Raw genomic sequence first — 15448 nt, 5'->3', positions numbered from 1 at the left:
CGTAGCTTAGCCCAGATGCAGGTGCGTGGAGTGCTTGACCTCCTCCATCACCGCGTAGGTGCGCGTCTCGCGCACGCCGGGCAGTTGCCACAGCACGGCGCCGGCGAAGCGGCGGTAGGCGTCCATGTCGGCGCAGCGTGTCTTGAGCAGGTAGTCGAAGCCGCCGGCCACCATGTGGCATTCCATGACCTCGGGATGCACCTGCACGGCGGCCTTGAACTGGTCGAACACGTTGGGCGTGGTGCGGTCGAGCAGCACCTCCACGAACACCAGCATGCCCGCGCCGAGCTTCAGGGGGTTCAGCCGCGCCTCGTAGCCCAGGATGTAGCCCTCGCGCGTGAGGCGCTGCACGCGCGCGAGCACGGCTGTGGGCGACAGGGCCACGCTTTCCGCGAGCTTGAGGTTGGAGATGCGGCCGTCGTCCTGGAGGATCTTCAATATCCGCCGATCGATGCGATCCAGACTGTCTTCTTCATGCACCTTCATTGGTGAATTATTCATCATGAGCCTTATTTTTTGGTGATTCATTCTGCATTCAACTGCGGATCATCGCCTCCATGACACACCCCGCTCCTTTCGCACCCCGTCCCGCCGACACCTCCCCGCTGCGCCAGGCCATCACCGCCGCCTGCCGCCGCCCCGAGCCCGAGGCCCTGGCCCCGCTGCTCGCACAGGCCCGCCTGCCCGCGCCGCTGGCCGACGCCGTGCAGGCCCGCGCCCTGCGCCTTGCCGAAGGGCTGCGCCAGCGCGAGAGCGCGGGCGGGCGCGCCGGACTAGTGCAGGGGCTGCTGCAGCAGTTCGCGCTGTCGTCGCAGGAAGGCGTGGCGCTGATGTGCCTGGCGGAAGCCCTGCTGCGCATTCCCGATGCCGCCACGCGCGACGCGCTGATCCGCGACAAGATCGGCGGCGGCGAGTGGGCCGGGCACCTGGGCAAGAGCCCTTCGCTGTTCGTCAACGCGGCCACCTGGGGCCTGCTCATCACCGGCAAGCTGGTCGCCACGCACAGCGAGGGCGGCCTGAAGGATGCGCTGCGCCGCCTCACCGCGCGCGGCGGCGAGCCGCTGATCCGCAAGGGCGTGGACGTGGCGATGCGCATGATGGGCGAGCAGTTCGTCACGGGCGAGACCATCGCGCAGGCCCTGGACAACGCGCGCAAGCTGGAGGCCAAGGGCTTCCGCTATTCCTACGACATGCTGGGCGAGGCCGCCCTCACCCACGAGGACGCCGAGCGCTACATGCAGTCCTACGTGGACGCCGTGCACGCCATCGGCAAGGCCAGCGCCGGGCGCGGCGTCTATGAAGGGCCGGGCATCTCCATCAAGCTCAGCGCCCTGCACCCGCGCTACCAACGCGCGCAGTGGCAGCGCGTGATGGACGAGCTGTACCCGCGCGTGCTGCAGCTCGCCGAGCTGGCGCGCGGCTACGACATCGGCCTGAACATCGACGCCGAGGAGGCCGACCGGCTCGAACTCTCGCTGGATCTGCTGGAGCGCCTGTGCCACGCGCCCTCGCTGGCGGGCTGGAACGGCATCGGCTTCGTCATCCAGGCCTACCAGAAGCGCTGCCCGTTCGTCATCGACTTCTGTGTAGATCTGGCGCGCCGCAGCGGCCACCGCCTGATGGTGCGCCTGGTCAAGGGCGCCTACTGGGACAGCGAGATCAAGCGCGCCCAGGTGGACGGCCTGCAGGACTACCCCGTCTACACGCGCAAGGCGCACACCGACATCTCCTACATCGCCTGCGCGCGCAAGCTGCTGGCCGCGCCCGACGCGGTCTACCCCCAATTCGCCACGCACAACGCACAGACGCTGGCCACCATCTACGAACTGGCCGGCCCCGCCAGCTACCAGAGCGGCCAGTACGAATTCCAGTGCCTGCACGGCATGGGCGAGCCGCTGTACGAGCAGGTGGTGGGCGAGCGCCCCTGCCGCATCTACGCCCCCGTGGGCACGCACGAGACGCTGCTGGCCTACCTGGTGCGCCGCCTGCTGGAGAACGGCGCCAACACCTCGTTCGTGAACCGCGTGGCCGACGCCACGCTGCCGCTGGCCGACCTAGCGGCCAACCCCGTCGCCACCGTGGACGCGGACACCGCCCTGGAAGGCGCGGCAGGCTTGAAGCACCCGCGCATCCCGCTGCCCGCGCAGCTCTACGGAGCGCAGCGCACCAACTCGCAGGGCCTGGACCTGGCGGCCGAGCCGGTGCTCGCCCAGGTCGGCCAGGCCGTGGCGGACAGCCCCACCGTGGACGCCGCCCCGCTCATCGCCGCCCCCGTGCAGCCCGGCACGCGCGCCGTGGTGCGTAACCCCGCCGACCTGGGCGACGTGGCCGGCCACGTGCAGGAGGCCACGGCCGACGACGTGGACGCCGCCCTGAACGCCGCCGCGGCCGCCCAATCCGCGTGGGCCGCCACCCCGCCCGCCGAGCGCGCCCGCCTGCTGCGCGCCACCGGCGACGCGCTGGAGCAGCACATGCCCCGCCTGCTGGCCCTGCTGATGCGCGAGGCCGGCAAGACCTGCGGCAACGCCGTGGCCGAGGTGCGCGAGGCCGTGGACTTCCTGCGCTACTACGCCGCGCAGGTGGAGGGCCACTTCGACAACGCCTCCCACCAGCCCCTGGGCCCCGTGGCCTGCATCAGCCCGTGGAACTTCCCGCTGGCCATCTTCATGGGCCAGGTCGCCGCCGCGCTGGCCGCCGGCAACGTGGTGCTCGCCAAGCCCGCCGAGCAGACCCCGCTCGTCGCCCACGAGGCCGTGCGCCTGCTGCACCAGGCCGGCGTGCCCGCGGCCGCCGTGCAACTGCTGCCCGGCCGGGGCGAAACCGTGGGCGCGCGCCTGGTGGGCGATGCGCGCGTCATGGGCGTGATGTTCACCGGCTCCACCGACGTCGCGCGCATCCTGCAGCGCAGCCTGGCCGGCCGCCTGGACGCGCGCGGCCAGCCCGTGCCGCTGATCGCCGAGACCGGCGGGCAGAACGCCATGATCGTGGACTCCTCCGCCCTGCTGGAGCAGGTGGTGGCCGACGTGGTCACCTCCGCCTTCGACAGCGCGGGCCAGCGCTGCTCCGCGCTGCGCGTGCTGTGCGTGCAGAGCGACTGCGCCGACCGCCTGCTGGCCATGCTGCGCGGCGCCATGCAGGAACTGCGCCTGGGCAACCCCGCCCAGCTCGCGGTGGACGTGGGCCCGGTGATCGACGAGGAAGCGCGCGCCGGCATCACCCAGCACATCGAGCGCCTGCGCGGCCAGGGCCGGCGCGTGTTCCAGGGCACCACCGGTTTGAGCGACTGCGCGCAGGGCACCTTCGTGCCGCCCACGCTGATCGAGCTGGAAGGCATCGCCGAACTCACCCGCGAAGTCTTCGGCCCCGTGCTGCACGTGGTGCGCTACGGGCGCGACCAGCTCGACACCCTGCTCGGCCAGATCAACGCCACGGGCTACGGCCTCACACAGGGCCTGCACACGCGCATCGACGAAACCGTGGCGCACGTGCTGCGCCGCGCCCACGCCGGCAACATCTACGTGAACCGCAACATGGTCGGCGCCGTGGTGGGCGTGCAGCCCTTCGGCGGCGAAGGGCTGTCGGGCACCGGCCCCAAGGCTGGCGGGCCGCTGTACCTGCTGCGCCTGCTCTCGCGCCACCCGGCCGGCGCGGCGCGCGCGGCCATCGCCGCCACCGCCGCGAAAGCGCCGGATGCCACCGCCCAGGCCCCGCTGCAGGAACCCCTGCGCGCCCTCGCCGCCTGGGCCCAGGCCCAAGGCAAGCCCGCGCTGGCGCAGGCCTGCGCCGCCCACGCCCAGGCCGCCTGCGCCGGGCTGGTGGCCACCCTGCCCGGCCCCACCGGCGAGCGCAACGAATATCGCGTGCTGCCGCGCGACCGCGTGCTGTGCCTGGCCGACGACGACGCCACGCGCCTGCTGCAACTGAGCGCCGCCCTCGCCGTGGGCGCCCAGGCCCTGTGGCCGCAGGAGTCCCAGCCCCTGGCCGCCACGCTGCCGCGCGAAGTGCAGGCCCGCGTGGGCCTGCTGCCCGACTGGACCCGCGAGGGCGCCGCCTTCGACGCCGTGCTGCACACCGGCACCACGCAAGCGCTGCACGCGGTCAGCCACCAGGTGGCGCGCCGCCATGGCCCCATCGTCGGCGTCACGGCCCTGGACGTGCAGGACCCGGCCCAGGCGCTTACCCGCCTGGTGCTGGAGCGCGCCGTGAGCGTGAACACCGCCGCCGCCGGCGGCAATGCGAGCCTGATGACGATGGCCTGAGCGGATTCAGGCCAAACAGGCCTCCAGCGCTTTTCCGGCAAGCGCTGGCAGCTCCTATTTCGATAGCTCATGCGGCCCTGCCAGGGCCCAGGTGCCCAAGCACTCGTAGGGGCCGGGCGAGCCGCGCAGGTTGTGCAGCAGCGCGAAGCTGCACACCGTCCATGCGATGGGCGGCACCGGCGCCTCGGGCACAGGCTGGTGGCTGTAGCACAGCGTCATGTGCGGCGTGGTGTCGGGCACGGGCGCTGCGGGCCACAGTGCGGTGTGCAGCGCCTCATGCAACGCCATGAAGCCGCCCTGCGCGCCGGGCGGCCCGCACAGCACGCAGGGGCGCTTGCGATGCGGCGCCCCACGAAAACTCAGCACGCGGTCGAACCGCAGCGTGAATGCCGGCGCCACCACGCGCTGCGCCGCCGCCCGCGCCCAAGCCACCCGCTCGCTGGACAACGTCCCCTCCCAGCCCAGGGACAGCAGCGTGGCGTGCAGCCGCTGCGCCCGCACCCGTGCCTGCAGGCCATGTCGCGCGATCAGCACCTGCACAAGGCAGACGGCCGCATCCGCCGCCCGGGGCCCGGGCAGCACCGCGAAGAACAGATGGTGGAGCCGCGAAGCCTCGGGCTCCATGCCGGCGAGCGGCTGCTGGCGTGCGTCCATGCCCCACTGTATCGCCCTTGATGGCGAGGCAGCCCGATGGCCCTGCCCGAATATGTCTGTGCAGCGGGATATATCCCCGCTACGCCTTCCATCCGAATATTCGCCGGCCCTCGCGGCGGCGTCGGGCGCGGCCCTGTAAACCATTGCCCCGCAATGCCGAGCGGCATGCTCGGATTTATTTAATACTTCATTAATAAAGCATCATTAATATAGGAAAGTTTATTCTAATTAATGCCGCAGAAAATCCATCATTTGATTTGATTGGCGTCAAATTGAATATGCCTGATAAAAGAATAATAAAACCCACATAAATCAGAAACCCCATATTCATGCCTGACTGCATCACACCCCCACGCCCCGCCCCGGCGCGAACCGGCAAGCGCGCCTTCCTCCAGGAACTCGTGGGCCTGGCCACGGCCTTCGGCCTCGCAGGCACCGCCGGTCCGGCCGCGGCGGCGCCGGCCGGCTTCCAGCCTCCGCGCCGCCCCGGCATGGAGGGCAAGCGCTTCGGCATGCTGGTGGACCTGCGCAAATGCATCGGCTGCCAGGCCTGCACGGTGAGCTGCTCGGTGGAGAACCAGCCGCCCATCGGCCAGTTCCGCACCACGGTGCTGCAGTACGAGGTCGATCTGCCCGGCGAAGCCGCGCCCGCCATGGTCAGCCTGCCGCGCCTGTGCAACCACTGCGACGAGCCGCCTTGCGTGCCCGTGTGCCCGGTGCAGGCCACGTTCCAGCGCACCGACGGCATCGTGCTGGTGGACAACGAGCGCTGCGTGGGCTGCGGCTACTGCGTGCAGGCCTGCCCGTACGACGCGCGCTTCATCAACCACGAGACGCAGACCGCCGACAAGTGCACCTTCTGCGAGCACCGGCTGGAGGCCGGGCTGCTGCCCGCCTGCGTGGAGAGCTGCGTGGGCGGTGCGCGCGTGATCGGCGACCTTCAAGATCCGGACAGCGAGATCAACCGCCGCCTGGCAGAACACCAGGACGCGATCAAGGTGCTCAAGCCCGGCATGAAGACCGCGCCGCGCGTGTTCTACATCGGCCTGCCCGATGCATTCGTCAACGGCGTGGACGGCCAGGCCAGCGTGCGCCTGGTGGCCGAGCACTGAAGGGGAAATGCACCATGCAGATCATCGAACTCCTCACCCCGCACTACGAGGCCGCCTGGCTGCCCTGGGCCGTGCAGTACTTCTTCCTGGCCGGCGTGGCCACGGGCGCGGCGCTGCTGGCCGCGCTGTGCGCCTGGGCGCCGGCGGGCGGCCCCCTGCGCCGCCTGCTGCCCGTGGCCGTGCTCACCCTGGCGGTGAGCGTGGTCGCCGCCCCCGTGTCGCTGCTGGCCGACCTGCACCAGCCCGCGCGCTTCTGGCATTTCTATGCGCACTTCACGCCATGGTCGTGGATGTCGGTGGGTGCGCTGCTGCTGCCGGTGTTCGTCACCCTCGGCATCGCACTGTGCGCGAGCTGGTGGCTGGGCCGCGTGGGCTGGATGCGCGCGCTGGCGCCGCTGCTGGCGCTGTCGGCCCTGTCCATCACCTTCTACACCGGCGCCGAGATGATGGTGATCCGCGCGCGCCCGCTGTGGCACACGCTGTGGGTGCCGGTGAACCTGGCGCTGACCGGCTGGCTGGCCACCGTGGGCGCGGCCTTCGTGCTGGAACGCTTTCTGCCCGCCAGCCTGCGCCCCGGCACCGCCGCGCTGCAGCGGCTGCGCGTCCTGGGGCTGCTGCTGGCCGCGGCGCTGGCGGCCGTGGCGCTGGCCTGGGTGCTCGCGGGGCTGCGGGGCGACAGCCCGTCGTTCAACGCCGCACTGCGCCTGTGGCGCGACTTCCCCGTGTGGCGCCTGACGATGCTGGGCTCGGCCGTGTTCGGCGCCGCCGTGCTCGGCGCGCTGCTGCGCGGGCGCCGCCGGCTGGACGCGCCGGGCTACACGCTGGTGCTGGGCGTGGGCCTCGCAGCCAGTGCCTGGGCCTTCCGCTGGGCGCTGTTCATGGGCGTGCAGGGCGTGCCCAAGTTCGGCGCGGGCCTGTACCTGTACCACATGCCGCTGGGCGGCGACGGCCTGCTGGGCATGCTGGGCGTGGCCGGCCTGTGCGTGGCGCTGGTGGCCATGGCGGGCTGGGCGCTGGAGCTGTTCCCCGCCCGCCAGGGCCACGCTGCCTGAATCACAGCCAAATCAGCCTCCAACCCAAAAGGGGCAAGCGCAAGCAGCTATCTGAACCATAGCAACGCGCTGTCCCGCGAAAGGCGCATATGACCGACAAGAACACCCCCACCGAATCCCCTGAACGCGAACGCCGGCGCCTGCTGCTGCGCGGCGGCGCCGTGGCCGGCGGCCTGGCCGCCTTCGCCGCGGGCTATGGCGAGACCCTGGCGCGCGGCGCCAAGGGCCTGGTCGCCGGCACCTCCGGCACGGCCACGCAAAGCGCTACGCGCGGCAATGCGCTCACGCCCGAATTCCGCATCGACCCCACGACCGGCCAGCTCACGACCCAGCCGGGCCAGGTGGTCAGCCCATCGAGCTGCCTGGGCTGCTGGACGCAGTGCGGCATCCGCGTGCGCGTGGACACCGCGCACAACCGCATCCTGCGCGTGGCCGGCAACCCCTACCACCCCCTGGCGACCACGCACCACGCGCCCATGGAGACGCCGGTGCGCGAGGTCTACGCCCAGCTCGGCGGCGACAACGGCCTGGAAGGCCGCGCCACGAGCTGCGCGCGCGGCTCGGCCATGTTCGAGCACCAGACGGCCGCGCACCGCGTGCTCGCGCCGCTCAAGCGCGTGGGGCCGCGCGGATCGGGCCAGTGGAAGACGATCCCGTTCGAGCAGCTGGTCAAGGAAATCTGCGAGGGCGGCGACCTGTTCGGCGAGGGCCACGTGGAAGGTCTCGCCGCCATCCGCGACGTGAAGACGCCGATCGACCCCGAGAACCCCGAATACGGCCCCAGGGCCAACCAACTGCTGGTGACCGACGCCTCCAACGAAGGCCGCACGCCGCTCATCAACCGCTTCGCGCGCCAGTCCTTCGGCACGGTGAACGTGGCCAACCACGGCGCCTACTGCGGCCAGACCTACCGCGTGGGCACGGCGGCGGCGCTGGGCAACATTCCCGGCATGCCGCACGGCAAGCCGGACTGGAAGAACTCGCGCTTCGGCCTGTTCATCGGCACCGCGCCCGCACAGGCGGGCAACCCGTTCCAGCGCATGGGGCGCGAGCTGTCCGAGGCCCGCGCGCGCGCGGAGAACACCTACCGCTACGTGGTGGTGTCGCCCGTGCTGCCCATGTCGTCCAGCCACGCGGCGGGCGACAACAACCGCTGGCTGCCCATCAAGCCCGCCACCGACCTGGCGCTGGTGATGGGCATGATCCGCTGGATCATCGACCACGCGCGCTACGACGCCGCGTTCCTCACCCAGCCCGGCCCGGCGGCCATGGCGGCGGCCGGCGAAGCCAGCTGGAGCAACGCCACGCACCTGCTGGTCAACGACCCCCGTCACCCGCGCTACGGCCAGTTCCTGCGCGGCGCCGACATCGGCCTGCCGATGCCTGCGCCCATTGACGAGAAAACGCCCGCCGAGGACGTGTACGTGGTGCAGCTCGCCGACGGCACGCTGGTGTCCCACACCACCGCGCAGAGCGCCGCGCTGGCGGTGGAGCGCGACTTTACGCCGCCGGGCGGCGGCGCGCCCATCCCCGTCTGCAGCGCGTTCGTGAAGCTGCGCGAGGAGGCGCGGCGCAAGACGCTGCAGGAGTATTCCGACCTGTGCGGCGTGCCCGTGCAGGACATCGAGGACCTGGCGCGCGAATTCACCAGCCACGGCAAGCAGGCCGTGGCCAACTCGCACGGCGGCACCATGAGCGGCGCGGGCTTCTACACGGCCTACGCCATCGCCATGCTGAACAACCTGATCGGCAACCTCAACGTCCAGGGCGGCTGGGTGCTGGACGCGGGGCCGTTCGGCCCCTTCGGCCCCGGGCCGCGCTACAACTTCGCGCAGTTCGAGGGCGCGGTGAAGGCCACGGGCGTGGCGCTGTCGCGCACGCGCTTTCCCTACGAGAAGACCAGCGAGTTCAAGCGCAGGAAGGACGCGGGCCAGAACCCCTACCCCGCCCAGGCGCCGTGGTACCCGGCGCCCGGCGGCCTCTCCAGCGAGATGCTGGCCGCCGGCCTGCTGGGCTACCCCTACCCGGTGAAAGCGTGGATCAACCACATGAGCAACCCGGTGTACGCCATCTGCGGCTTCGAGAACACGCTGGCGGCGGCGCTCAAGGACCCGAAGAAGCTGCCGCTGTTCGTCTCGGTGGACCCGTTCATCAACGAGACCTCGGCCCTGGCCGACTACATCGTGCCCGACACCGTGACCTACGAGAGCTGGGGCATCGGCGCGCCCTGGGCCGACGTGGTGGCCAAGAGCAGCACCGTGCGCTGGCCCGTGGTCGATGCCGCCACGGCAAAAACCGCCGAGGGCCGGCCCGTGGGCTTCGAGACCTTCGTCTTCGCCGTCGCCAAACAGCTCGGCCTGCCCGGCTTCGGCAAGAACGCCATGAGCACAAAGGACGGCACGCCGCTCGACCTGGAAACCCCCGAGGACTTCTACCTGCGCGGCATGTGCAACATCGCCTACCAGGCCGGCAAGCCCGTGCCCGAGGCCAGCGACGACGACATCGCCCTCACCGGCCTGGCGCGCTGGATGCCCGCGCTGCAGCAGCGCCTGCTGCCCGAGGAAGTGCGCCGCGTGGCCATGGTGATGAGCCGTGGCGGGCGCTTCGACCGGATCGAGGACGCCTGGCAGGGCGAGCACGTCAAGGCCGCGCACAAGTTCCCCGTGCAGCTCTGGCACGAAGGCCTGGCCAGGATGCGCCACTCCATGACCGGCGAGCGCTACGCGGGCTGCCCCACGTGGTACCCCACGCGCTTCGCCGACGGCAGCAGCATGCGCGCGCACTACCCCGAGGAGGACTGGCCGCTCACCATGAGCAGCTACAAGTCCAACCTGATGAGCAGCATGTCGATCGGCGCCTCGCGCCTGCGCCAGGTGCATCCGCACAACCCCATCAGCCTGAACCAGGAAGACGCGGCGCGGCTGGGCATCGCCAACGGCGACCGCATCGAGGTGCGCACCCCCGGCAGCAGCGTGCAAGGCGTGGCCCTGGTGCGCGGCGGCATCGCCCGGGGCGCCATCGCCATCGAATACGGCTACGGCCACACGCAGTTGGGCGCCGCGGCCCACACCGTGGACGGCCAGCCCATGGCCCGCAACCCGCAGCACGGCAACGGCGTGAACCTCAACGCCCTGGGCTTCGCCGACCCCACGCGGCCCGCCAGGGACAACGTGTGGATCGACTGGGTGTCGGGCGCCGTGGTGCGCCAGGGACTGCCGGTGCAGGTGCGCAAGGTGTGATCTCAGCCGCCGTGCGGCGGCACCCGGAAGTTCTCGGTGATGTGCCGCTCGGCGCGCGCCAGGGCCGCCTGCAGGCGTGCGAGCCAGGTGCGCAGGCGGCCGGGCAGCGTGGGGCGCGGGGTGTCGTCGTGGGCCATGGGCTGCGAATGTCGCGGCGCGGGTACCATCTGTAAAGTTGAATTCCATGAAGATTGAATTCAGGAATACTGATGCGTAACCTCAACCTCGACCAATTGCAGACGCTGGTGGCCATCGCCGACCTGGGCACCTTCGCCGCCGCCGCGCAGGCGCTGCACCTGGCGCCGCCCACGGTGAGCCTGCACATCAAGGAGCTGGAATCGCGCATGCAGGCGGCGCTGCTGGTGCGCGGGCGCCGGCAGGCCGAGCTGACCGCCGCCGGCCAGGTGCTGGTGGAGGAAGGGCGCAAGCTGCTCGCCGCCAGCGACGACCTCATCGACCTGGTGCAGCGCCGCGCCAGCGGCCGCGCGGGCGTGGTGCGGGTGGGCGTCTCCGCCGGGGTGAGCACGCGGCTGCTGCCGCTGATGCTGGAGGCGCTGGGCCGGCGCAGCCCCGGCGTGGAAGTGCGGCTGGAGGCCGTGGGCTCGGCCGACGCCATGCAGCGCCTGAAGGCGGGCACGCTGGACGTGGCCATCGTCGCCAGCCCCCAGCCCGCGAGCGCCGAGGTGCAGATCACCCCCTGGCGCAGCGACGCCATGGTGGCGGTCGTGCCCAGCGCCTGGAACCCGCCCGCGCGCATCACGCCGGCCTGGCTGGCCGAACGGCGCTGGGCCTCGTTCGCGCCGGCCACGCAGATGCACGGGCTGATCGCGGGCTGGTTCGGGCAGGCGGGCTTCCACCCGCGCCCCTTCCTCACCCTGAGCTACCCCGGCGCGCTGAAAAGCCTGGCCGCCGCCAGCCAGAGCGCGGCGCTGCTGCCGCTGGAGGAGGTACAAGACCCGCAGGAGGCTCTCGGCGTGGAAGCGCCCGGCGTGGATACGCCCGGCGTGCAGGTGCGCCCGCTGGCCCCCGCGCTGCTGCGGCCCATGGCGGTGGCGCACCGTACATCGCCGACGCTGAACCCGGCCGTCGCCAGCGTGCTGGCGGTGCTGGCCGAGTTCGGCAACTAGTTCCTTTCGACCCGCCACCAGCGCGGCAGCAGCGCGCGCACCTCGGCGCGCTGGAAGCGGTCGTCCATCAGCACCACCACGCCCCGGTCGTGCTCGGTGCGGATCACGCGCCCCGCCGCCTGCACCACCTTGCGCAGGCCGGGGTAGAGGTAGGTGCAGGCATGGCCCTGGCCGGGGCCCAGGGCCGCGTCGATGGCGCGCTGCATGGCGTCGTTCACCGGGTTGACCTGCGGCAGGCCCAGCGTGGCGATGAAGGCGCCGATCAGGCGGGTGCCGGGCAGGTCCACGCCCTCGCCGAACGCGCCGCCGAGCACGGCCAGACCCACGCCCCGGCCGCCTTCGGTGAAGCGGGCGAGGAAGGCGGCGCGGCCTGCGTCGTCCATGCCCTGCGTCTGCGGCCACAGCGGCACCTGCGGGTGGCGCTGCGCCAGCGCGGCGGCCACGCGCTGCAGGTAGTCGAAGCTGCTCACGAAGCACAGGTAGTTGCCAGGCTGGCGCGCGTACTGCGCGGCCACGAGGTCGGCGATAGGGGCGAGCGACGCCTCGCGGTCGCGCCAGCGCGTGGAGATGCGCGGCGCGACGCGCACCTGCAGCTGGTGGTCGGCGAAGGGCGCCTCCACGTCCAGCCAGGCGGTGCCGGCGGGCAGGCCCAGCAGGTCGCGGTAGAACGCGGGCGGGCTGAGCGTGCCGGAAAACAGCACCGTGGCCCACGCCGCCGCGTGGCGCGCGGCCAGGTGCGGCGCGGGGATCACGTTGCGGATGCACAGCGTGGTGGCCGGCGTGCGCCGCGCCGCCGGGCCGGCCCGCTGCACGTCGAACAGCGCATGGGGACCGAACTGCTCGGCCAGGGCCTGGAAGTGCAGCAGCTCCCAGTGGAAGGCCAGCACCGGGTCGCCCGGCGGCAGCGGCTGGTCGGCCTGCACCTCGGCCACCGCGCCCACGGCGCGCTGCACGGCGGCGAGCAGCGCGGGGGGCACCTCGGCGCAGGTGCGGTAGTCCACCTCGCCCTGCACCTTGTTCAGCGCCTGCCACCGGCGCTGCAGCGCGTCCAGCGCCTTGCGCACCGGGCCGTGCGCCGCCTGCCGCGCGGCGGCCAGGTCGAACTGCGACAGCGGCGCGGTGTACATGCGCCGCGCGCGCTCCAGCAGGTTGTGGGCCTCGTCCACCAGCACGGCCGCGCGCCAGTCCTGCTGCCGCGTGAGGGCGTAGAGCATGGCGGCGCTGTCGTAGTAGTAGTGGTAGTCGGCCACCACCACGTCGGCCCAGCGCACCAGCTCCTGCGACAGGTAGTAGGGGCAGATGCCGTGCCGCAGCGCCACCTGGCGCACGGCGGGCGCGTCCCACGGCGCGGGCTGCCGCAGCGCGGCGGCGCGGGCGGTGGGCAGCCGGTCGAAGAAGCCGCGCGCCAGCGGGCAGGCGTCGCCGTGGCAGGCGCTGCCAGGGTGCTCGCAGGTCTTGTCGCGCGCCTGCATGTCGAGCACGCGCACTGGAATGGCCTGGAGCTGCGCCAGCGCGTGCAGCGCCAGCCCGTGGCCCGTGCCCTTGGCGGTGAGGAAGAACAGCTTGTCCAGCCCCGCCCCCTCGGGCATGGCCTTGAGCAGCGGGAACAGCGTGCCCAGCGTCTTGCCGATGCCGGTGGGCGCCTGGGCCAGCAGGCAGCGGCCGCCCTCGCCTTGCTTGCCGGCCTGGGCCGTGCGGTACGCGGCCACCGCGAGCTGGCGCTGCCCGGCGCGCAGCGCGGGCAGCGGAAAGCGCAGCGCGGCCAGCGCGGCGTCGCGCTGCCGGCGGTGCGCGGCCTCGGCGCGCGCCCAGTCCCGGTAGCGCTGGCATTGCTCGGCGAAGAAGGCCTGCAGGCCGTCCGCCGTGTGCTCCTCCACCAGCACGGTTTCGGCGTGCGTGGCGGCGTTCACGTAGACCAGCGCCACCTTCAGCCCCGCCAGCCCGCGCGCCTGGCACAGCAGATGGCCGTAGACGCGGGCCTGCGCCCAGTGCAGCGCGCGGTGGTGCGGGCGCACGCCGTCGAGCGTGCCGCGGTAGGTCTTGATTTCCTCCAGTTGCCGCAGCGCGGCGTTCCAGCCGTCGGCGCGGCCGCGCACGTGCAGGTCCTCGAATTGGCCTTCGAGGGGCACTTCGGCCTCGTACCCGGCGCCCCGGCGCTGCTGTACGGAGCGATGGCCCTCCATGCCCTCGAGCGCGCTGGGCGCGGGGGTGAAGCGCAGGTCCAGGTCGCCCGTGCGCGCGGTGAATTCGCACAGGGCGCGCACCGCCACCTTCATGGCGCGCGCCATTGCACGTGGCACACGCGCACCGGGATGCCCTGGGCCACGCAGTAGTCCAGCCAGCGTATCTGGTTGTCCTGCAGCTTGTCGCCCGGCGCCTTGACCTCCACCAGTTCGTAGCGCCGCTCGGCGGGCCAGAAGCGCACCAGGTCGGGCAGGCCGGTGCGGTTGCCCTTCAGGTCGCGCAGCAGCCGCTCGAAGAAGAGGCGCAGGTGCGCGGGCGGCATGCAGTCCAGCGCCAGCGCGAGCAGGCCCTCGTCCAGCGCGCCCCAGGCCACGAAGGGCGACTGCGTGCCGTGCCGGTCCGCGAAGCGCTGCAGGATGGTGGCGCGGTGGCGGCCGTCCTCCAGCTCGGCCAGGCACGCGTCGAACAGGGGCCGGCGGCGCGCCACGAAATCCGGCGCGCCCAGGTCGGCCGGGCCGCTCTGGAACGGGTGGAAGAACGCGCCCGGCAGCGGCGCGAAGACGGCCGGCCAGCACAGCAGGCCGAACAGTGCGTTGACGAGCGTGTTCTCCACGTAGAACACGGGCGCGTCTGCGCGGTGCCAGTGGTCGCGCAGCGCGTATTCGACGGCGCCGGGCGGCTCGGGCAGCGCCACGTCCTCGCGCAGCGCGGCCACGGCCGGGGCCAGCGCGGCCCGGCGCGCGCCCGCGCCCTGCCCCAGGCTGCGGCGCAGGCGCGGCAGCATGCGTGCCACGCGCTGGCGTTCTTCTTCGCTCTCGGGCGCATCCAGCGCCTGGCCGGCCAGGGCCAGCGCCTGGTGCAGGCAGGCCATGCGCTCCAGCACGCGGATGTGCCGGTGGCGCGCGCCGGGGAAGCGGCTGGCGGTGTAGGCCTGGGCGGCCAGCGGCCAGTCCTGCGCGCGCTCGCAGGCCTGGCCGATGCGCAGCAGCACCTTGGCGCGGCGCTGCTCCAGCCAGGGGTGGGCGCTGGCGCAGGCCAGCGCGTCCTGCAGCAGCGCGGCGCGGTCGGCGCCCTCGTCCAGCGCGCGGCGGCAGGCGTGCAGGGCGAGGTAGCGGTCCACGTCGGCGCGGCTCTGGAAGGCGCGCGAGGCGGCGTCGAGCGGCACGGCCTCGTAGCGGAACACGCCCAGGTCGGCGAGCACGAATTCCGACCAGCCCTGGTGCAGGTTGCCGAAGAACATCAGCCGCAGGCGCTCGCAGCGCTCGCCCACCATCACGCGCCAGACGGGCTCGGCGGCCTGCGGGTTCCATGCGGCGTAGGGCTGGCGCAGATCGGCGCGGTCGGCCAGCGCCTGCAGCATGTCGGCCTTGCGCATGGCGGCGTGCAGCGGTGCGCCCTGCAAAATCTGTAGCAGCTCGCGCTTGGTGTGCAAGGCGAAAAGCTCGGAAAGGCTTAAATCCTGTTCAGCGCAGAGCCAGCCCAGCGCCAGCAGCGGCGCGGCGGCCTCCCCGGTGTGGGGGATCTCCTCGTACGCCAGCTTGCCGGCGCGGAACCACGGCCCGCGCCGCATCACCATGCGCACCAGCAGCGCCCGTGCGTCCTGCGGCAGTGCGCGGAATTGGGTCAGGAATCGCTGCTCGCCCTCGTCCAGCAGGTCGCCATGGCGCGCCTGCACCCAGTCCAGCGCGTGCTGGAAGTTGTGCAGGTAATAGAAGCGGTGGGGCGGGAGCGGCGGGCCGGGCGGCATACCAAGAACTGTGCGTTTATACAGTGAATGATAGCAACGCCGCCGTAATGCTGCGGTAACGCGCCCTTCCTAGA

The 15448-nt window shown here is 72.2% G+C and carries 10 protein-coding genes; 5 read left to right on the top strand and 5 right to left on the bottom strand.

Annotated features, from left to right (window positions below):
• Positions 1-6 precede the first annotated feature (6 nt).
• Positions 7-486 carry an Lrp/AsnC ligand binding domain-containing protein gene (locus AAG689_RS09315; protein ID WP_406625698.1) on the bottom strand — a complete coding sequence of 160 codons (480 nt, stop codon included), beginning with the start codon at positions 484-486 and terminating at the stop codon, positions 7-9.
• 71 nt (positions 487-557) lie between these two features.
• Here AAG689_RS09315 and putA point away from each other — a divergent pair, with 71 nt between their 5' ends.
• On the top strand, positions 558-4259 hold the full coding sequence (gene putA, locus AAG689_RS09310; RefSeq protein WP_406625697.1) for a trifunctional transcriptional regulator/proline dehydrogenase/L-glutamate gamma-semialdehyde dehydrogenase: 3702 nt from the start codon (positions 558-560) through the stop codon (positions 4257-4259).
• Positions 4260-4313: 54 nt separating this feature from the next.
• On the opposite strand, the gene AAG689_RS09305 is transcribed toward putA, so the two are convergent.
• Complete coding sequence (locus AAG689_RS09305) at positions 4314-4913, bottom strand: 2'-5' RNA ligase family protein (protein ID WP_406625696.1); 600 nt, start codon at positions 4911-4913, stop codon at positions 4314-4316.
• Between the two features lie 329 nt (positions 4914-5242).
• Between AAG689_RS09305 and dsrO the strand changes: the two genes are divergently transcribed.
• The 3 genes from dsrO (at position 5243) to AAG689_RS09290 (ending at position 10316) form a co-directional block, all read left to right on the top strand.
• The gene (gene dsrO / locus AAG689_RS09300; protein WP_406625695.1) at positions 5243-6025 is read left to right on the top strand and encodes a sulfate reduction electron transfer complex DsrMKJOP subunit DsrO; all 783 of its coding nucleotides are present in this window, start codon (positions 5243-5245) and stop codon (positions 6023-6025) included.
• 14 nt (positions 6026-6039) lie between these two features.
• Positions 6040-7077 carry an NrfD/PsrC family molybdoenzyme membrane anchor subunit gene (nrfD, locus tag AAG689_RS09295; protein WP_406625694.1) on the top strand — a complete coding sequence of 346 codons (1038 nt, stop codon included), beginning with the start codon at positions 6040-6042 and terminating at the stop codon, positions 7075-7077.
• An 89-nt stretch (positions 7078-7166) separates the two neighbouring features.
• Positions 7167-10316: a tetrathionate reductase subunit A gene (locus tag AAG689_RS09290; protein WP_406625693.1), complete on the top strand. Its 3150-nt coding sequence runs from the start codon at positions 7167-7169 to the stop codon at positions 10314-10316.
• 2 nt (positions 10317-10318) lie between these two features.
• On the opposite strand, the gene AAG689_RS09285 is transcribed toward AAG689_RS09290, so the two are convergent.
• Positions 10319-10453, bottom strand: a complete 135-nt coding sequence (locus AAG689_RS09285; RefSeq protein ID WP_406625692.1) for a hypothetical protein — start codon at positions 10451-10453, stop codon at positions 10319-10321.
• Positions 10454-10525: 72 nt separating this feature from the next.
• Here AAG689_RS09285 and AAG689_RS09280 point away from each other — a divergent pair, with 72 nt between their 5' ends.
• Positions 10526-11443 (top strand): LysR substrate-binding domain-containing protein, encoded by a 918-nt coding sequence (locus AAG689_RS09280; protein WP_406625691.1) that lies wholly within the window; start codon positions 10526-10528, stop codon positions 11441-11443.
• Here the strand turns inward: AAG689_RS09280 and AAG689_RS09275 are convergent.
• Positions 11440-13731: an ATP-dependent DNA helicase gene (locus AAG689_RS09275; RefSeq protein ID WP_406625690.1), complete on the bottom strand. Its 2292-nt coding sequence runs from the start codon at positions 13729-13731 to the stop codon at positions 11440-11442. The genes AAG689_RS09280 and AAG689_RS09275 overlap by 4 nt on opposite strands.
• Entirely contained in the window at positions 13716-15374 is a 1659-nt protein-coding gene (locus AAG689_RS09270; RefSeq protein WP_406625689.1) for a VRR-NUC domain-containing protein, read from the bottom strand. Before AAG689_RS09270 ends, AAG689_RS09275 begins: the two co-directional genes overlap by 16 nt.
• Positions 15375-15448 lie beyond the last annotated feature (74 nt).

The organism is Acidovorax sp. SDU_ACID1, assembly GCF_045291395.1.
Lineage (GTDB): Bacteria > Pseudomonadota > Gammaproteobacteria > Burkholderiales > Burkholderiaceae_C > MR-S7.
This window is presented reverse-complemented; position numbering and strand designations above follow the sequence as displayed.